This window comes from Anaeromyxobacter sp. SG17 (assembly GCF_022690695.1).
Lineage (GTDB): Bacteria > Myxococcota > Myxococcia > Myxococcales > Anaeromyxobacteraceae > Anaeromyxobacter > Anaeromyxobacter soli.
Genome location: NZ_JALCYX010000082.1, coordinates 1 through 17,810 on the forward strand (window position 1 = coordinate 1; position 17,810 = coordinate 17,810).

The window sequence follows — 17,810 nt, forward strand, 5'->3', positions numbered from 1 at the left end:
CGCCGCGTCCGTCGGATGCTGCGGCCCCGCCCCCTTCCCCTGCCCGTTCCCGTCGCTCACCGGCCGGCTAGAGTACCACCGTCTCCCGGTACTCGCCGAAGACCTCGCGCAGCGCGTCGGAGATCTCGCCGAGCGTCGCCTCCGCCTTCACGGCGGCGAGGATCGGCGGCATGAGGTTCTCGCTCCCCTTCGCCGCCGTGCGCACCCCCTCCAGCGCCTGCTTCACGGCGGTGGCGCTCCGCTCCCGCCGGAACGCCGCGAGCGACGCGACCTGCCGTGCCTCGAGCGCCGGGTCCACCTTCATGACGGTCACGGGCGGATCGTCGGAGCGGAACGCGTTCACGCCCACCACGACCTTCTCCTTCGCCTCCACCTGCCGCTGCCAGGCGTAGGCGGCGTCCTGGATCTCCCGCTGCACGTAGCCCTGCGAGATCGCGTGGACCATGCCGCCCATGTCGTCGATCTTGCGGAGGTACTCCTCGGCGCGCCCCTCGATGTCGTCGGTGAGCGCCTCGATGGCCCAGCTCCCGCCGAGCGGGTCGATGACGTCGGCGACGCCCGACTCGTTCGCGATGATCTGCTGCGTGCGCAGCGCGATGCGCGCCGACTCCTCGGTGGGGAGCCCGAGCGCCTCGTCGCGCGAGTTCGTGTGCAGGGACTGGGTCCCGCCGAGCACCGCCGCGAGCGCCTGGAGGGTGACGCGCACGATGTTGTTGTCCGGCTGCTGCGCGGTGAGCATCGAGCCCGCGGTCTGGGTGTGGAAGCGCAGCATCATCGAGCGCGGGTCCTTCGCCTTGAAGCGCTCCTTCATGATGCGCGCCCACAGCCGCCGCGCCGCGCGGAACTTCGCGACCTCCTCGAGGAGGTCGTTGTGGGCGTTGAAGAAGAACGACAGCCGGCCGGCGAACGCGTCCACGTCGAGGCCGGCCTTCACCGCGGCGCCGACGTAGGCGATGCCGTCGGCGAGCGTGAACGCCACCTCCTGCACCGCCGTCGAGCCCGCCTCGCGGATGTGGTAGCCGGAGATCGAGATCGGGTTCCACTTCGGCATCACCTTCGCGGTGTACGCGAAGATGTCGGTGATGAGCCGCAGCGACGGCTCGGGCGGGTAGATGTAGGTCCCGCGCGCCGCGTACTCCTTCAGGATGTCGTTCTGGATCGTGCCCTGGAGGTCCGCCGCCGCGACGCCCTGCTTCTCCCCGATGGCCTGGTAGAGCGCGAGCAGGATCCCCGCGGTCGCGTTGATGGTCATCGAGGTCGAGACCTCGCCGAGCGGGATCCGGTCGAGGAGGATCGACATGTCGCGGATCGAGTCGATCGCGACGCCGACCTTGCCGACCTCGCCCCGCGCGCGCGGGTGGTCGGAGTCGCGGCCCATCTGCGTGGGGAGATCGAACGCGACGGAGAGGCCGGTCTGCCCGGACTTGAGCAGGTAGTGGTAGCGGCGGTTCGAGTCCTCCGCGGTCCCGAACCCCGCGTACTGGCGCATGGTCCAGAAGCGGCCGCGGTACATGGTGGGCTGCACGCCGCGCGTGAAGGGGAACTCGCCGGGCAGCCCGAGCCGCTCCTCCAGCCCCGGCCGCGCGTCCTCCGCGACGTAGACGGGCTGCTGCGGGATGCCGCTCGTCGTCTCGAAGCGGGCGCGCCGCTCCGGCCCCTTCTTCACGGCCTTGCCGTAAGTGCCCTCGAGCCAGCGCTGCTTCTTCTCGTCCGCCATGTCGGTCCCTCGACGCGCTCGCGGGCAACGTGCCCGCGGAAGAGTTCGCTACTCCACGACGCAGAGCTTCGCGTTGCCCTCGACGACCTGGCCCTCCGTGACGAGGACCTCCACCACCCGGCCGCCCTTCGGGCTCCGCAGCTCGTTCTCCATCTTCATCGCCTCGACGACGAGGAGCGCCTGCCCCTCCCGCACCGCGTCGCCGACCTTCACCTGCACCTTCGCGATCCTGCCCGGCATGGGCGCGGCGAGGGTCTGCCGGCCCTCGACCGTGAACCCGCCGGCCGCGCGGCGCATGCGGAGCTTCTTCTCGTCGAGGATCTCGATCGGATACACCGAGTCCCGCACCCGCACCCGCACGTGCGAGTCGCGCTCGTCGAGCATGGCGGTGTAGCTCGCGGTGTCCACGATGAGCGAGAGCGTGCCGTAGTCGTGCCTGAAGGCGTCGACGACGTGCACCCGCCCGCGAAGCCGCACCTCGAACTGCCCGGGCGCCGTCTGCCTCACCTCGATCGGCTCCTCGCGCCGTCCGCCGTCGAGGAGGGCGACGTAGCGGCTCACGCGCCACCTCCGCGCAGCGCGCGGGCGCGCCCGAGCCGCGCCCAGTTCGAGCGGCTGGCCGCCACCGAGCCGGCGCGCGCCACGGACGCCTCCGCTGCGGCGCGATCCCGCTTGTACGCCTCGACCGCCGCGGCGATGAGGGCCACGTCCTCGAAGGCGGGATCCGGGGGCCGCACGAGGTCCGCCGCGTAGCGTTCGCAGAACTGGGTGTCGTAGGCGCCCGAGCGGAAGGCGGGGTGATCGAGCACCGCCGCGAGGTAGGCGACGTTCGTGGTGATGCCGTGGACGGTGTACTCGCCGAGCGCGCGGATGAGCCGCTCGATGGCCTGGTCCCGCGTCGGCGCCCAGGCGACGAGCTTCGAGATGAGGGGGTCGTAGTACTGCGGCACGACCCAGCCCGCGTACACGCCCGAGTCGTCGCGGATGCCGGGGCCGCCCGGCACGCGCAGGTAGGTGATCTTGCCCGGCGAGGGCAGGAAGCCCCGCCCCGGGTCCTCGGCGTAGATGCGCGCCTCGATGGCGTGGCCGCGGCGTGCGACCGCCTCCTGCGGCACCAGCCGCCCGCCGCGCGCCACCTCGAGCTGCATCCGCACGAGGTCGAGCCCGGTGATCATCTCGGTCACCGGGTGCTCCACCTGCAGGCGGGTGTTCATCTCGAGGAAGTAGAAGCTCCGCGCCGCGTCCACGAGGAACTCGACCGTGCCGGCGCCGCGGTAGCCCACCGCCTTCGCCGCCCGCACGGCGACCTCGCCCATCGCCTGCCGCATCCGCTCGTCGAGGATGCAGCTCGGGCTCTCCTCCACGACCTTCTGCTGGCGGCGCTGCACCGAGCACTCGCGCTCGCCCAGGTGGATGGCGTCGCCGTGCTCGTCGGCGAAGATCTGGATCTCGACGTGGCGCGGCTCGTCGAGGAACTTCTCGAGGTAGAGCCGCTCGTCGCCGAAGGCGCCGGCGGACTCCCGCCGGGCGGAGTCCCACAGGGCGAGGAAGTCCGCCTCGCGCTCCACCTTCTTCATGCCCTTGCCGCCGCCGCCCGCCGCCGGCTTGATCATGACCGGGTAGCCGAGCGCGTCCGCGAAGGCCTTCGCCTCCTGCTCGTCGGCGATCGGCCCCTCGGACCCGGGCACCGTGGGCACGCCCGCCGCGTTCATGTGGCGGCGGGCGACCGTCTTCACGCCCATCGTCTCCATCGCCTCGGGCGGCGGGCCGACGAAGGTGACGCCGGCCGCCGCGCACGCGCGGGCGAGCGCCGCGTTCTCGGAGAGGAATCCGTACCCTGGGTGAAGCGCGTCCGCGCCCGTCTTCTTCGCGGCGTCGACGAGCTTCTCGACGACGAGGTAGCTGTCGCGCGCGGGGGACGGCCCGACGTGGACCGCCTCGTCCGCCTTGCGGACGTGGAGGGCCCCGCGATCCGCGTCCGAGTAGACGGCCACCGTCGCGAGGCCCATCTCCCGGCAGGTCCGCATGACGCGCACCGCGATCTCGCCGCGGTTCGCGACGAGGACCTTGCGGATGCGCGTCTTGGGGCTCAATTCGCGGGCCTCGAGGGGGAAACGGTCGGGGCTCGACCCGGCACGGGGCAGCGAGAGCGGCTGGGGGAGCGGGTCACGATACCTGCGCGTGCACGCGCAGGTAAAGGCTCTCCCCACATCGACTCCACGGGTCCGGAACGATCGTTCCGCGCTCCGCTCCTCGGCGCGCGGACCGGGGGGTTCCCCGGGGGCCGCCGCGCGCCCACGATGAGGCGACGATGGCGGAGGACGTCACGCAGCCCGCCCCGGGCGAGGGCGAAGCGTCGGAGCGGTCGCGCGCGCGGCTCGCGGACGGCCTCGAGCGGCTCCTCGCCGTGGAGCCCGAGGAGCGCGCGCTCCGCCGGCTCCTGAGCGCCCTCGCCGACGCGGTGCCGGCGATCGACTCGGTGGCGCTCGTCGTGCGCGAAGGAGATCGCCTCGAGGTCCTCGCGCAGGTGGGGTTCGACGACGGCGCACCCGCGGAGGTCGAAGGCGGGCTCGCCGCGGAGGTGGTCGCCGCCGGGACGCCGCGCACCGCGCCGCGGCCCGGGGCGCCCTTCCCTCCCGGCACGCGCCACGGCGCGGGGACACCGCTCGTGGGCTGCGCCGTCGCGGGCGCGCTCCTCGCCGGCACGCGCGGCGACGCCCCGCTCGACGCGGAGGCGCTCCTGCTCCTCCGCGCGGCGGCGGATCGCGCCGCGCGCGCGCTCGATCGCGACCGGCTCGGCCGCGCGCACGAGGACGCGCGCGAGACGCTCCGGCGCGCCGAGGCGGACCTCGAGACCCGGCGGAGGACGGTGGACTTCATCCTCGGCGTGGTTGGCCACGATCTGCGCAATCCGCTCGGCGCCATCCACATGTCGGCGTCGCTGCTGCACACGAAGGGCGGGCTCGCCGGCTGGCAGGCCCGCGCGATCGAGCGGACGCGCTCGTCGGCCGGTCGGATGGGCCGCATCATCCAGGATCTGCTGAGCTACACCCGGACCCGGCTCGGCAACGGGATCCCGGTGAGCCCGCGCCCGGCGAGCCTCGACGCCGTCGCGCGCAAGGTCGTGGACGAGCTCCGCGCGGTGAACAGCGATCGCACGGTCGAGATCGCGATCCACGGCGACGCCGCGGGCGAGTGGGATCCCGATCGGCTCGAGCAGGTGGTCTCGAACCTCGTCTCGAACGCCATCGACCACGGCGATCCCGCGGTGCCGGTGCGCGTGGAGGTGGACGGGGACGAGCCGGACCAGGTCCTCCTGCACGTGCGCAACGGCGGACCGGGGATCCCGCCGGAGGTGCTCACGCACCTCTTCGAGCCGTTCTCGCGCGGACCCGAGGAGAAGAGCCGCAAGGCCTCGGGCCTCGGGCTCGGCCTCTACATCTCGCGCGAGATCGTGCGCGGGCACGGCGGCGACATCGCCGCGCGCTCGGTCGAGGGCGAGACGACCGTGACGGTGCACCTCCCGCGGCGCTGCGCGGCGCGGCCGAGCTGAGGGCCCCGCCGGGCGCAGGCGTCAGCGCGCGTCGCGCCAGAGCTCGAGGAGCTCGGGCGGGAGGCGCCGCTCCACCTCCGCCGCCGTCTCTGCCGGGAGCGCCTCGCGGACGGCGGCGAGGACCGCGCCGGCGTAGATCGCGGCGGCGCGCGGGGGGTGCTGCACGAGCTCCGCGACGTCGCGCAGGTACTCGCCGGCCCCGATGCGCCCGCGCACCGCGCCGTCCTCCTCGTCGAGCAGCTCGCGGGCGAGCGCGTGGGGCAGCCGCGCGGCGATCGCGCGGAGCGGCTCGCCGTGCAGCGCACCGAGGAGCGGCACGAGCACGCCGAAGAGGATCTTGCGGAGATCCACCTCCGAGCCGAGCCGCGCCTCCAGACGCTCGGCGATCCCGCGCCCGTCGACGTGCACCCACTCCGCGCGGCCGTCGAGGTCGCTCGGACCGAGCGCTCCGGGCACGGCGTCTCCGTGCCCGCCCGACACCCGGTATCCGTCCGTCATGCCGGAAAGATGTGCGTCGCACACGGGCGGGGCAGCACCCCGGACCGCGGACTCCGCAGGCGAGGCGGGAGACGCGGTCGGGCGGTCGCCCTCCCGTCAGCGCGCCTCGGGCACCCGGGGCGGTGGGACGCGCAGCGGCCCGGACGGCCGGTTCGCCTCGGGGAGCGCGGCCGCGATCGCGGCCCGCGTCGCGTCGCGCAGGGCGTCCGCGGTCGGGAACTCGGCCGGGTCGAGCGGGTCGAGCACGCGGACGTGCGCGCGCATCCGCTGGCGCAGGACGAGGCCGTGCTTCGGGAGCGCGTCGCCCGTCCCGCTGACCACGATGGGGATCACCGGGCAGCCCGCCTCGATCGCGAGCCGGAAGGCGCCGTCCTTGAACGCCCCGAGCCGTCCGTCCCGCGAGCGCGTGCCCTCGGGGAAGAGCATCACCGGCGTACCGCGCGCGAGGTGGGCGCGGCAGTGGTCCATCATCTCGCGGATCGACTCGCGGTCGCCCCGCTTCACGCGCACGTAGTCGTTGAGCCAGAGGTTCCAGCCGACGAACGGCACGCGAAAGACCTCCGCCTTCGACACCCACTTGAAGGGCCGGAAGAGCCCGTAGAGGACGAGGATGTCGAGGAGGGAGAGGTGGTTCGCGGCGAGGACGGCGGCGCCCTTCCACGGCAGCTTCTCCCGGCCCTCGACCGACACGCGCCAGAGCGGGTTCGCCACGACGTAGAAGGTCGCCCACGCGCAGGAGTAGAGGTGCACGGCGACGCGCCGCCGGTCGAACGGAGAGGTGAGGAGGAAGACGAGCATCGCGCCGAGGAACAGGACCGGCAGCGTGGCGGCGAAGAACACCCAGTACACGAGGGAGAAGGCGCGCAGCACGGGGCGCATCCTGCTCCGGCGCCGGGGCGGCGGCAAGCGTCGGCCGGACGGGCGCCGCACCTCCGGCGTCACGCGCCGGCGGGGCCCGCGACGCGCGCCTCGGGCGTCGCGCCGACCGCCTCGAGGATGCGGTGCAGCCCGAACTTCGGCAGGCGCATGTAGCCCGCCCAGGCGGCGGCCGCGAGGACGCCGTCGGCGATCCCGTCGCCGAGCCACTCCGCCGCGAAGCGCGGGTCGCGCTGCTTCAGGCCCGCGCCGCTCTCCCGCGCCCAGCGCCGGTTGTACCTTTCGTGAACCCCGACCGGCGGCGCCAGCACGAGCGGGAGCCCGAGCGCGCCGTAGAAGGTGAGCTCGGAGGGCTTCGTCCACAGGACGTCGGTGCGCGCCAGGAGCGCGTTGAAGCGGTCGTAGTACTCGCGGAAGGTCGGGGCGAGGAGGATGTCGAGCGGGCCGCCGAGGAGCGGCTCCAGCCCCGCGCGCCGGGCGATCTCCCGGAAGCGCGCGTCCACCTCGGCGCGCACGCCTGCCACGAGGCAGATCCTGAGCGTCCCCGCCTCGAGCGCGCGGCGGAAGCCGGGCAGGAGCTCCGCCGCCATCCCCGCCTGCGCGCCCGCGCCGCCCACCGCGAAGGTGAGGAGCGGCGGCTGCCCCTCCTCCTCGCGCGGGAGGGCGCCGAGGAAGTGCGCGAGTTCCTCCGGGATCGTGCGGCGGAACTCCCCGGAGGGATCGAGCCGCACCACGCGCGCAGCGAGGTTCGCCTTGAGCGCGCCGAGCGCGGGCCCGCCGACGAGCGTCTCCGGGAGCGGGAAGCCGGTGAAGGTGATCCGGTCCTCCGGCACGCCGTAGGAGCGGAGCCTGCGCGCGGCGCGGCGGGTCGGGACGAGGTAGTGGATGCGGGTGCGGCGCGGCTCGGCGGGCGCCCAGATGCGGTTCAGGTCGGAGTCCGTCGCGACGCAGAAGATCCGCTCGAGGCCGGCGGCGTCCGCGACGATCGCCGGCGAGTAGAAGGTGGTGAGGAGGGGCGCGCCGGTCCGGCGCAGCTCCGCCACGAGCCCCCGGCCCAGCTGGCGCTTCCGGACGAGCCGGTCGAGGGTGTCGACCCCGCGGGTCGGCGCCGAGAGGTCGCGGTAAGGGTGGAGGCGCGGGATGTCCGTCACGGCCTCGAGCGCGCGCCGGAGCGGCGCCCCCACCCACGGCACCTGCGAGAGGCGCGACACGCCCTCGTAGGTGCTGCGGACGCGCTGCCAGAGCCGCTCCTCGCCCGGCGCGACGAGCGGCGCGCGATCCACCTGGAGCACCTCGGTGCCGAGCGCGTCGGCGAGCGGCATCGCGGCGCGCATGTGGCCGTAGCCCATCTCGACGGCGACCACGAGCGGCATGGGGGAGGACGAGGGGTGGGTCATGATGTGGGCGCCGAGCGTATCCCACCGACCGGGGGGCGTCAGCGTCGCGGGGGGAGCGCGCGCTCGCGGGCTCGCTCGGGAGCCTTCGATATCGCATCGCCCAGCATCACAAGCGCGAGACGCCACCCGTGCGCCGAGCTCTCTCGCGCTCGGCGAGCGAGGCGGACGCCCGGGCGAGGGAGCGGCCGCCGCGTCGCGTCAGGGGCCTCCGGCTACGCACCGCGTCGGTCGATTGCCACGGGGGCCGTGACCGTCGGGTGACACCGCAGCCGTAGGGTGCCCGCTCGCGCCCCGTCCCTCAACCCGGCGCGAAGGAGCCCACGCATGTCCGCCACGCCCGCGTCGCCGCACGCCGAGCAGACCTCCGCGCCGCTGCCGCGCCTCGATCGCCAGACGATCGCGGAGATCGTCAGGTCCGGGCGGCGCCTGCTCGTCCAGGGCGGCATGGGCATCAACGCCTCGGACGGCCTCTCCGGCAAGGTCGCCGCCCATCGCGGCGCCCGCCTCGTCGGCGTGGGGACCATCTCCGCGGTCCTCAAGACGCCCGAGCAGCTCCGCGCCGAGATCCGCCGCGCCCGCCAGGACTCGCAGGGCGGGTTCGTGGGCGTGAACCTGATGGCGGCCATCAACAAGGGCGACTTCGAGCTCCTGGCGCGCGTGTCGATCGAGGAGGGCGTCTCCTTCCTCGTGCAGGGCGCGGGGATCTCCCGCGAGATCCTGCGCTGGTGCAGGGAGGGCGGCGTGCCGTTCGCCGGGATCGTGTCCTCCGGCCGGCTCGCGGCGATGTACGAGAAGTGGGGCGCGGACTTCGTCGTCGCCGAGGGCGCCGAGGCGGGCGGGCACATCGGCGACATCGGCCACCCGCTCCCGGCGCTCGTCCGCGAGGTGCTCGCGGCGACGTCGCTGCCGGTCGTCGCGGCCGGCGGCGTGGACGCCGCGGACGTCGCGCGCTTCGTGGCGGGCGGCGCGGCCGGCGTCCAGCTCGCGACGCGGTTCCTCGCCTGCGCGGACGGCGACGTTCACCCCGCGTTCAAGGCGATGCACCTCGGCAAGCGCGAGCCCGACGTGGCGATCATCACGAGCTGCGTGAAGGGGATGAAGGCGCGGGCGGTGCGGAGCGCCTTCACCGAGAAGCTCGCGCGCGGCGAGGCGGTCCCGCCCCGCTCGAAGGCGTGGTGGTTCGGCAAGGAAGGCTACATGGGCCGCAAGAAGGCCTGCATCGAGTGCCTCGGCGACGGGCTCTGCGTGTGCCGCACGAGCGGCTTCAAGGAGAGCTTCTGCATCACCGACGCGCTGCTCGCCGCGGCGGTGAAGGGCGACACCGAGAACGGCCTCTTCTACACGGGCCAGAGCCTCGTCCGGATCGGTGATCGCGACGTCACCGCGCTCCCGACCGCGGCGGCGCTGCTCGCCGACCTCGAGGCGCGGCTCGCGACCGAGGGCTCCGCGTTCGAGCACACGCCGGCCAGCGCGGCCGCGGTCGCGTAGCTACCCGGACCCACCGTCTCCATTTGATGCGGGTCAACGGGCGTCGCCCGGACGGGCCGTCGCATCTCGACCATACGGAATTTTTCGGATACAGGATTTTGGTCCACCTTTTCGTCGGGTGGACCGAGCGTCATCCCGGCGATCGAAACAGCGAAAGAGACGTTGAATGGCGACTGGCACCGTGAAGTGGTTCAACGACGCGAAGGGCTTCGGGTTCATCACCCAGGACAACGGTGGTGAGGACGTCTTCTGCCACTACAGCGCGATCCAGGGCGACGGCTTCAAGAGCCTCGCCGAGGGTCAGAAGGTGGAGTTCGACGTCGTGAAGGGCCCGAAGGGCCTGCAGGCCGCGAACGTGCGGAAGACGTAAGTCGCCCGCCCAGCTCGGTCGGCACGGAGCCCGGTTCCTCTGCGAAGGGGCCGGGCTCTCGCCTTTCGGAGGGACCGATCGTCACGCGCCGTGAAACGTCAGGGGCGAGGCGCAGCGGAGAGCGCCCGCGGGGCGAGCGGCGGGGCGAGCGTGGCTCCATTGCGGCGGCAGGCGACGCGCCGCAGCGTGAGAGCGGAGGTCCGCCCATGTCGATGCGCACGCACGAGCTTCACCCGTCCCTCGTCCACGCGCCGCTCGTCCTCTTGCCCGCCAGCGCGCTCGTCGATCTGGCCGCCGCCCTCCGCCCCCGCGACCGGCGGCTCGACCGCCTGGGCCGGAACCTCTGGTGGACGACGGCGTCGGCGGGCCTCCTCGCCGGCCTCGCCGGCATGGCCGCCTCGCAGGAGATCGAGCTCCGCAGCGGCCACGCCCGGGACATGATGTTCACCCACGGGCTCGGGAACCTCGCCATCGTGGTCGCTGCGGTGGGGATCTCCGCCTGGCGGTCGCGCAACGCGGCGAACCTGACCTCCGCGGCGAGCGGGCTCCTGGCCGCGGGGGCGGCCACCTACACGGCCTACCTCGGCGGAGAGCTCGTGTACACGCACGGCGCCGGCGTGAAGGTCCTCGGCGGCGCCGCCGCGGAGGCGCCCGCGCTGTTCTCGGCCGAGGGGGTGGAGCGGCTCGGCCGAGACGCGGTGCGCGGCCTCGGCTGGCTCGTCCGGCGCGCGTACCGCGCGGTCAGCGGTCGCGAGCGGGTGGAGCGGAGCGCGCTCGGCCCCATCGCCGAGGCCGGGACGGGCGCGGAGGAGCCGGAGCTTCACTGACCGTCAGCGGGGGACGGCGGATCCCGATCCGGAGACCTCGCCGGCGGAGCGAGTCCGCCGGGGACGCCACGGTCGAGCCGTGGCTCGACGCGCGACCCCCGGGGGAGCGACCCGCGCGCCGTCGTTCAGAGCGGGATGTTGCCGTGCTTCCGCGCCGGGTTCTCCTGCCGCTTCGTGCGCAGCATCTCGAACGCGCGGATCACCTTCGGCCGGGTGTCCTCCGGCTTGATCACCTCGTCGACGTAGCCGAGCTCCGCCGCCTTGTACGGGTTCGCGAACTTGTCGCGGTACTCCTGGACGAGGCGCGCGCGCTCGGCGACCGGGTCCTTCGCGGCCGAGAGCTCCTTGCGGAAGATGATGCTCACGGCCCCCTCCGGCCCCATCACGGCGATCTCCGCGGAGGGGTACGCGAAGTTCACGTCGGCGCGGATGTGCTTCGAGGCCATGACGTCGTAGGCGCCGCCGTACGCCTTGCGCGTGATGACCGTGACCTTCGGGACGGTCGCCTCGGCGAACGCGTAGAGGAGCTTCGCGCCGTGCGTGATGATCCCGTTCCACTCCTGGTCGGTGCCGGGGAGGAACCCGGGCACGTCCACGAGGGTGAGCAGGGGGACGTTGAACGCGTCGCAGAAGCGCACGAAGCGCGCCGCCTTGACCGAGGCGTCGATGTCGAGGACGCCCGCGAGCACCGCGGGCTGGTTCGCGACGATCCCCACCGGACGGCCGTTGAGGCGCGCGAAGCCGATCACGATGTTCGTCGCGAAGTGCTCGGCGACCTCGAAGAAGTGCCGGTCGTCGACCACCGCCCGGATCACCTCCTTCATGTCGTAGGGCTTGGACGGGCTCTCCGGCACGACGGTCTTCAGGAGCTCGTCGCGGCGGGCGACGTCGTCCGAGCACGGCTGCGCGGGCGGGTCGTCGGCGTTGTTGAGCGGCAGGAAGCCGAGCAGCTCCCGGACGGCCCGGAGCGTCGCCTCCTCGGAGTCGATCGCGAAGTGCGCCACGCCGGAGCGCGTGGCGTGGGTGCGCGCGCCGCCGAGCTCCTCCTTCGTGATCTCCTCGTGCGTCACCGTCTTGATGACGTCCGGACCGGTGATGAACATGTACGCCGAGTCGTTCACCATGAAGATGAAGTCGGTGATGGCCGGGCTGTAGACGGCCCCGCCGGCGCACGGCCCGAGGATCACCGAGATCTGGGGGATGACGCCGGAGGCGAGCGTGTTTCGCAGGAAGATGTCGGCGTACCCCGCCAGCGAGACGACGCCCTCCTGGATGCGGGCGCCCCCCGAGTCGTTGAGGCCGATGACCGGGCAGCCGACCGACATGGCGCGGTCCATCACCTTGCAGATCTTCTCGGAGAAGGCGCCCGAGAGCGAGCCGCCGAAGACGGTGAAGTCCTGCGCGAAGACGAAGACCTGGCGCCCCTCCACGAGGCCGTAGCCCGTGACGACGCCGTCCCCGAGGACCTTCTGCCCCTCCATCCCGAAGTCGGCGCAGCGGTGCGTCTTGAACTTGTCCTGCTCGACGAACGTGCCGGGGTCGAGGAACGTGTCGATCCGTTCACGCGCCGTCAGCTTGCCGGACCGGTGCTGCTTCGCGACTCGCTCGGCGCCGCCGCCCTGCTCCGCCTCGGCGTCGAGCGCGTCGAGGAGGGCGCGGCGCGGATCGGGGTCGACCGGCTTTTCCATTTGGGGGCCTCGCGCTCCGGGGGACGGGGGCGGAGGATAGGCACCCGCCCCGGCGAGAGGCAAGCGGCGCGTCCGGCGCCGTCAGTCACTCACAGGACGTGGCCGCTGCGCGTCCACCAGCCGGCCCAGGCGCGCGCCGCCTGCTCCCGCTCCTCCGACGGCAGGTCGGCGGAGTATGCGACCGGCGCCGGCGCCGCGCTCGAGAGCTCGACCGCCGCGGCGACGCGCGTCTCGCGATCCGTGCTCGTGAGGCCCGAGAACAGCCACTCGGCGCGCCCGCGGCCGCGGTTCTCCTTCCACCACCCGAGCCAGCGTCGCGCGTCGGTGCCGAGCCGCTGCAGCGTGATCGCGGCGAGCGCGTCCGCCGCGGCCCGGGCGGGCTCGGGGGCACTCGTCTCGAGCACCTGCACGAGCAGCGGGATGGCCTCGGCGTCGCGGAGCGCGCCCAGCGCTCGCGCCGCGCGGAGCGCTCGCGCCTCGATGCCGGAGAGGAGCGCGCGCCGCAGCCGCTCGCTCGCCTCGCGCACCCCGGGATCGCGCCGGCGCGCCGCGAGGGCGGCGCAGGCCGCCGCCGCGAGGGCGAGGTCGGCGTCGAGGGCGCGATCGGCGAGCACGGCGGGCGGGGTGGTCTCGGCGACCACGGTGTCGTCGATCTCGACCTCGAGCGCGTCGAACGCGTCCGCGACGGGCGCCGGGGTCGCTGCAGCGACGGGCGGCGCGGCGCGGGCCGGCTCCGTCGCGGTCCAGGGGTCTGCCGGCGGCGCGGTGGTCGCGGGGCTCGGGGCGGCGCGCGGCGGCTCCTCGGCGGACCACGGATCGAACGGCGCGGGCGCCGGCGCGGCGGGCGGCGCGGGAGCGGGAGCGGGAGCGGGAGCGGGGGTGCCGCGGCGCGCGGGGGCGGCGCGGCGACGCTTGCGCTCGCGGATGATCCGCTCGAACGCGCCCCCGAGCATCGAGTTGAGGAGGAGCAGATCGCCGAGCCGGCGCGCGGAGACGGGCGCGTCGCCGTTGTCCGCGTACAGGACGCACACCGGCCGATCGCGCAGGAGCACGGGCGCGACGAGGGCGGTGCGCGGCTTGCCGCGATCGAGCCCGCCGAGGATCGCGGCGTTGCCGGCGGGCTCCGGCGAGAACGGCCCGAGGTACGGGCTCCGCGTCTCGATGACGGTCCGGAAGATGCCGGGGTCGTCGGCGTAGATCGCGACGCTGCGGGCGAGCTCGCGCGCCTCGGGCTCGAGCCCGAGCGCGTCGTGGCCGGCGACCGCGTCGCGCGTGACCGCGAACATCGCCGCGAACGGGAAGAAGTCGCGCGCGTACCGGAGCGCGGCGAGGACGACCTCGTCGCGCGTGCGCGCCGCCGCGAGCGCGGCCCGCGCGTCCTCGAGCGACCAGCGCGGGGGCGCGCTGCGGTCGGGCGGCCCGGGCGCCTCCTCGGGCGCCCCGAGCGGCGGAGCCTCGGGCGCGCCCTCCTCGCCGGGGGGCGCGGTCTCGTCGGTGAGCAGCGCCGGATCGACCTCCTCGAGCGCCTGCGCGAGCGCCGCGGCGAGGGGCTCGAGCGGGCCGGCGTCCTCCTCGCCGAACCCGCTCGCGGCGGCGGCGTCCTGCGCGAGCGGGTCACGCGGCGAGGCCCCCTCCCCGCCGGCCGGCGTGGTCGCCTCGGGCGCGGCGGCCGGCTCCTCCGCCGGGAGCTCCCCGGCCGCCCTCGCGAGGGCCGCGAAGCGCGGCGCGAGGGGCGTGCCGTACAGCTGGTGCACGAGGAGGCGCACCCGCCACTCCGGCGCGACGAACGCCGAGAGGTTCAGGGAGAGCATGAAGCCGATCTCGTCGAGCAGGCTCGAGTCGACCGGGAACACCGAGACGACCGACAGCTCCCGCGCCTCGAGCGCGAAGGGCGCGAGCCCGTGGCGGTCGGCCACGCGCGCGGGGAACACCCGCCGTGCGCGCGCGTCGGCGGCGGCGAACGCGGCGGGCGGCGCGGGGGGGACGTCGGCGGCCCCGGCGAGCGCCACCGCGAGTGCGTCCTCCGGGACGGCGCCGAGCTCGAGGAGCGCGGTGTCGAGCGCGCCGCCCGCCTCGTCCTGCCGCGCGAGCGCGCGCGCCATCACCTCGGCGGAGACCACGCCTTCTTCGACGAGGAGGGCGGCGAGGTCCTTCGGCACGGGTCGGTTGTAGGACCCCGTCATGTGGGGGTCAAGGCGCCTCCACCACCCAGGTCCGCGCAAGGAGGTCGTGAAGCGCCCTGCCGCTGCGGGTGAAGAGCGCGAGGAGGAACCCGAGCCCGAGGAGCCCCACCGACGCGACCGCGAGCGCGGCGCGCACCGCGCTCCGAGCGAGCGAGGGCCGCCTCCCGTCGGGGCCGACCACGCGCAGGCCCAGCATCCACTTCCCGAGCGTGGCGCCAGCGAGCGCGTGCGCGAGGGTCGCGTACACGGCGAGCGCGACCGCGAGGAGCGCCGCGAGCGAGAGGACGACGTCCGCCTCGCCGGCGAGGAGGTCGAGCAGGCCGTCGAGACCGCTCGGGGGCACGGGAACCCCGGCCGGGGTGGCCGCCAGCAGCGAGCGGCCGAGGAACACCACCCCGGCGAGGAGCGGGCCGGCGTCGATCGCCCAGGCCGCGGCGCGACGCCACGCCGCCGCCCGACGGAGGTGGACCTCGGCGCGGCTCCCGGAGCGAGGCCGCCCTGGCGCGGGCCTCGGCTCGGGCTCCGCCTCGGGCTCCGACAGCGGCTCCGGCCAGAGCTTCGGCGCTGCCGCAGGCGACGCGGCGCGGGCCAGGGCGACCGCGGCCCCGGCGCCGCGAACGTCCTCCTGGAATGGAGGCGGCGCGGACTCCTCGAACAAGCCGTCCTCGGCCGCGACCTCCTCGAGCATGCGCCCGAGGTCCCAGTGCGAGCGGCTCACCGGCGCCGCCGGCGCGGGCGCGAGCTCGAAGGCGGGCTCGGGCTCCACGGGCAGCGGCGGGAGCGGCTCCTGCTCGGGCGCGGCGGCCACCCGCGGGGGCGGCGTGCGCGACCTTCGCCGATCGAGGTCGAGCGCCACGTCGAGCAGACGCGGCGCCGGCTCCTCGCGAAGCGTGAGCGGCGCGCCGCAGTCGCCGCAGAAGGCGGCGCGGTCATCCGTCTCGCGGGCGCAGCGGGGACAGAGCACGGGTCGAGGCTACGGTCGACCCGCGGGCGGGTCAAGGAACGGGTCCTGCGCGGCAGGGGTGACGGCCGATCCCGATTCGCGATCAGGCGAGCGAAGCGAGCCCGCCGCGGCGACGCGAGCAGGGTGGGGCCCCGACGACGGCGGTCAGCCGTCGGTGGGGCGGGGCGCAGCACCGTTCAGCCAGACGCGCCCAGATCGCCGAAGCGCGCCTGGAGCAGCGCCACCGCGACGATGGCGGCGGTCTCCGCCCGGAGCACGCGCGGCCCGAGCGACGCGCGGTGCGCGCCCGCCGCGGCGAGGACCGCGAGCTCCGCGTCGGCGAGCCCGCCCTCCGGTCCGACCACCGCGGCGTAGGCGTTCGCCGCGGCCGGGGCGAGCGCGAGCACGGGCGATCCGCCCGGCTGGAACGCGATCGCGAGCGCCCCCGGAGGCAGCGCCGCGAGCGCGGCAGCGAGCGGCGCCGGCGCGCGCACCTCCGGGACGTCGGCGCGCCCGCACTGGCGCGCCGCCTCCTCGGCGATCCGCCGCCACCGCCGCGCGCGCTCCTCGCCCTTGTCCGGCTCGAGCCGGACGATCGACCGCTCCGCCGCGAAGGGGGCGACGACCGCCGCGCCGAGCTCGGTCGCCTTCTGCACGACGAGATCCATCTTCTCGCCCTTGGCGAGCGCGGCGAGGAGCCAGATCTCGGCGGACGCCTCGCCCTTCCCCGCGCGCGCCACGCCGAGGACGAGCGTCTCGAAGCTCGGATCGACGCACGCGGTCCAGGCGCCGCCGCGACCGTCGAAGACCTCGACCTCCGCCCCGGGCGCGAGCCTGAGCACGTCGCGGAGGTAGTGGCGCGCCTCGGGGGTGAGCGCGGCGCGCCCGGCGTCCAGCCGGAAGCGCTCGCCGGGCAGGTGCACGCGGCGGAGCGTCACGCGCGCGGTCGCTCCAGGGTGAGGAGGCTCCACTCCCCGTCGCGCCGCTCGAGGGCCGGGCGGAGCCCCTCCGCGACGTACGCGGCGCGGACCTCGTCCTCCTGCGGCCCGAGGATGCCGGCGAGCAGCACCGTGCCGCCCGGCGCGACGCGCGCGGCGACGTCCGGCGCGAGCTCCACGAGCGTGTTCGCGAGGATGTTCGCCACGACGAGGTCGAACACGCCGGGGATCTCTCCGACGGGCGCACCGGTCAGCTCCAGCGCGGCGCCGTTCCGCTCCGCGTTCTCGCGCGCGACGCCGACGGCGACTGGGTCGTTGTCGTTCGCCGCGACGCGGCCCGCGCCGAGCTTCGCGGCGGCGATGGCGAGGAGGCCGGAGCCGGTGCCGACGTCGAGCACGGACGCGCCCGGACGCGCGGCGAGCAGCTCCGACAGCGCGGCGAGGCAGAGGGAGGTGGTGGGGTGGGTGCCGGTGCCGAACGCCATGCCGGGGTCGAGCACGATCTCGGCCATGCCGGGCGGGGTGGGCGCGTCCACCCAGGACGGCCGCACGAAGGCGCGGCCCACGGCGAACGGACCGAGGCCCTTCTTCCAGGTCTCGCTCCAGTCCTCGTCGGCGATCTCGGCGACCTCGCCGCCGTACGCCGCCTGCGCCTCCCGGGCGGCCTCGGGCTCCGCGAAGAACGCGACGAGGAGGGCGCGGCCTGGCGGCGGCTGGGCCACGCCCGGCATCGGCGTGCCCTCGCCGTCGCGCACCTCGACGCCGGTCGCGCCCGCGTCGAAGAGCTCGGCGGAGAGGTCCTCGGCGCGCTCCCGCGCCGCGTCCAGGGTGAGGGAGAAGGTGGGCATCGGCCGATGCCTATCCCGGGGCGCCCGGCGAGGCCAGCGTCATCTGCGGGCCGCGCGATATCGCACCTGGTCCGTCATTTCGCGGCCTTCCGAAACGAGGGTACGATCGGCCCCACCATGTCCCTGAACGTCCTCCTCGTCGAGCCGGACACCGCGCTCGCGGACGAGATCCGCCGCGCCTTCGGCCCGGCGGGTCTCGAGGTGACCTCGCTCCCGGCCGGCGAGCAGGCGGTCGAGCGCTGCCGGCAGGCGCAGCCCGACCTCATCCTCCTCGCCGCCGAGCTGCCCGACATGAGCGGCTTCTCCGTGTGCAACCGGCTGAAGCGCGCCTCGCAGGCGGTCCCGCTCCTGCTCTACACCGCCGACGCGACCGACGCGGCCATCGAGGCGCACCGCGCCACGCGCACGCGCGCCGACGACTACCTGCGCAAGCCCTTCGAGATGGCCGAGCTGCTCGGCCGCGCCGCCGCGCTCCTGCACGGCG

16 protein-coding genes are annotated in these 17,810 nt (G+C 74.9%); 5 read left to right on the forward strand and 11 right to left on the reverse strand.

Going from position 1 to position 17,810, the window contains the following annotated elements:
* Positions 1-67 precede the first annotated feature (67 nt).
* From MNY60_RS20385 to MNY60_RS20395, 3 genes are read right to left on the reverse strand one after another with little or no spacing between them, the layout of a single operon-like run.
* The gene (locus tag MNY60_RS20385) at positions 68-1,717 is read right to left on the reverse strand and encodes a methylmalonyl-CoA mutase (RefSeq protein WP_242361655.1); all 1,650 of its coding nucleotides are present in this window, start codon (positions 1,715-1,717) and stop codon (positions 68-70) included.
* A gap of 48 nt (positions 1,718-1,765) precedes the next feature.
* Positions 1,766-2,278, reverse strand: coding sequence for an acetyl-CoA carboxylase biotin carboxyl carrier protein subunit (locus tag MNY60_RS24410; protein WP_242340985.1), 513 nt, complete (start codon positions 2,276-2,278; stop codon positions 1,766-1,768).
* Positions 2,275-3,810 (reverse strand): acetyl/propionyl/methylcrotonyl-CoA carboxylase subunit alpha, encoded by a 1,536-nt coding sequence (locus tag MNY60_RS20395; protein ID WP_242340983.1) that lies wholly within the window; start codon positions 3,808-3,810, stop codon positions 2,275-2,277. The genes MNY60_RS24410 and MNY60_RS20395 overlap by 4 nt, the downstream gene beginning before the upstream one ends.
* Before the next feature lie 218 nt (positions 3,811-4,028).
* Here MNY60_RS20395 and MNY60_RS20400 point away from each other — a divergent pair, with 218 nt between their 5' ends.
* Positions 4,029-5,270, forward strand: a complete 1,242-nt coding sequence (locus MNY60_RS20400) for a HAMP domain-containing sensor histidine kinase (protein WP_242340981.1) — start codon at positions 4,029-4,031, stop codon at positions 5,268-5,270.
* Between the two features lie 21 nt (positions 5,271-5,291).
* On the opposite strand, the gene MNY60_RS20405 is transcribed toward MNY60_RS20400, so the two are convergent.
* The 3 genes from MNY60_RS20405 to MNY60_RS20415 form a co-directional block, all read right to left on the reverse strand.
* Positions 5,292-5,768 carry a DUF2267 domain-containing protein gene (locus tag MNY60_RS20405; protein WP_242340979.1) on the reverse strand — a complete coding sequence of 159 codons (477 nt, stop codon included), beginning with the start codon at positions 5,766-5,768 and terminating at the stop codon, positions 5,292-5,294.
* A 96-nt stretch (positions 5,769-5,864) separates the two neighbouring features.
* A complete protein-coding gene (locus MNY60_RS20410) occupies positions 5,865-6,638 on the reverse strand; it encodes a lysophospholipid acyltransferase family protein (RefSeq protein WP_242361658.1) in 774 nt (257 codons plus the stop codon).
* Positions 6,639-6,706: 68 nt separating this feature from the next.
* On the reverse strand, positions 6,707-8,041 hold the full coding sequence (locus MNY60_RS20415) for a hypothetical protein (RefSeq protein ID WP_242340977.1): 1,335 nt from the start codon (positions 8,039-8,041) through the stop codon (positions 6,707-6,709).
* Positions 8,042-8,365: 324 nt separating this feature from the next.
* On the opposite strand from MNY60_RS20415, the gene MNY60_RS20420 reads away from it, so the two are divergent.
* The 3 genes from MNY60_RS20420 (at position 8,366) to MNY60_RS20430 (ending at position 10,726) form a co-directional block, all read left to right on the forward strand.
* Positions 8,366-9,529 carry a nitronate monooxygenase family protein gene (locus MNY60_RS20420; RefSeq protein ID WP_242340976.1) on the forward strand — a complete coding sequence of 388 codons (1,164 nt, stop codon included), beginning with the start codon at positions 8,366-8,368 and terminating at the stop codon, positions 9,527-9,529.
* A 166-nt stretch (positions 9,530-9,695) separates the two neighbouring features.
* Positions 9,696-9,899, forward strand: coding sequence for a cold-shock protein (locus MNY60_RS20425; protein ID WP_011984597.1), 204 nt, complete (start codon positions 9,696-9,698; stop codon positions 9,897-9,899).
* A 206-nt stretch (positions 9,900-10,105) separates the two neighbouring features.
* On the forward strand, positions 10,106-10,726 hold the full coding sequence (locus MNY60_RS20430) for a DUF2231 domain-containing protein (RefSeq protein WP_242356451.1): 621 nt from the start codon (positions 10,106-10,108) through the stop codon (positions 10,724-10,726).
* A gap of 125 nt (positions 10,727-10,851) precedes the next feature.
* Here MNY60_RS20430 and MNY60_RS20435 read toward each other — a convergent pair whose 3' ends face one another.
* The 5 genes from MNY60_RS20435 to MNY60_RS20455 all read right to left on the reverse strand — a co-directional run bounded on the left by MNY60_RS20435 (position 10,852) and on the right by MNY60_RS20455 (position 17,326).
* Complete coding sequence (locus MNY60_RS20435) at positions 10,852-12,414, reverse strand: acyl-CoA carboxylase subunit beta (protein WP_242340974.1); 1,563 nt, start codon at positions 12,412-12,414, stop codon at positions 10,852-10,854.
* 89 nt (positions 12,415-12,503) lie between these two features.
* Positions 12,504-14,573, reverse strand: a complete 2,070-nt coding sequence (locus tag MNY60_RS20440; RefSeq protein ID WP_242361661.1) for a general secretion pathway protein GspE — start codon at positions 14,571-14,573, stop codon at positions 12,504-12,506.
* A 31-nt stretch (positions 14,574-14,604) separates the two neighbouring features.
* Positions 14,605-15,561, reverse strand: a complete 957-nt coding sequence (locus MNY60_RS20445) for an RDD family protein (protein WP_242361664.1) — start codon at positions 15,559-15,561, stop codon at positions 14,605-14,607.
* A 176-nt stretch (positions 15,562-15,737) separates the two neighbouring features.
* Positions 15,738-16,478 carry a 16S rRNA (uracil(1498)-N(3))-methyltransferase gene (locus MNY60_RS20450; RefSeq protein WP_242361667.1) on the reverse strand — a complete coding sequence of 247 codons (741 nt, stop codon included), beginning with the start codon at positions 16,476-16,478 and terminating at the stop codon, positions 15,738-15,740.
* A complete protein-coding gene (locus MNY60_RS20455; RefSeq protein ID WP_242361671.1) occupies positions 16,475-17,326 on the reverse strand; it encodes a 50S ribosomal protein L11 methyltransferase in 852 nt (283 codons plus the stop codon). The genes MNY60_RS20450 and MNY60_RS20455 overlap by 4 nt, the downstream gene beginning before the upstream one ends.
* A gap of 117 nt (positions 17,327-17,443) precedes the next feature.
* Here MNY60_RS20455 and MNY60_RS20460 point away from each other — a divergent pair.
* Positions 17,444-17,810 (forward strand): response regulator transcription factor (locus MNY60_RS20460; RefSeq protein WP_242361673.1); only part of this gene is annotated, 367 nt, incomplete at its 3' end.